Here is a 285-nt window from a genome sequence, read left to right as displayed (position 1 = left end):
GATGCTTCACCAGCATCCCCAGGATCTCGAGCGCGTCCCCAAGCGGAAGAGAAGTCGATTCGCTCTCATTCGACACCACCTGCCGAGCGTTGTCGGATTCCTCCGATGGTGGACCCTCGTCTTGTGTACGGTCTTGGGCGACATAGTTTCGCGCCGTGTTGGACCACAGGTACCCATGCGCTTGCATGTACTGCGCCATCTCGAACGCGCTCGCAAACCCAAGTGCCTCGGCGATCCGCTTGGGATCGCCGTAGGGCTCCGCCTGGAACGCCTCGATCACTCGGG

General features: G+C 61.4%; 1 pseudogene. It reads right to left on the bottom strand.

Features of this window, described 5'->3' with window-relative positions:
* Positions 1 to 285, bottom strand: a pseudogene (locus tag AC27E8_RS00115) (hypothetical protein); the annotation flags it as partial.

It is taken from the genome of Alicyclobacillus sp. CIJ1, assembly GCF_057538885.1.
The sequence above is the reverse complement of the archived record's forward strand: the minus strand, read 5'-3'. Positions and strand labels throughout refer to the sequence as shown.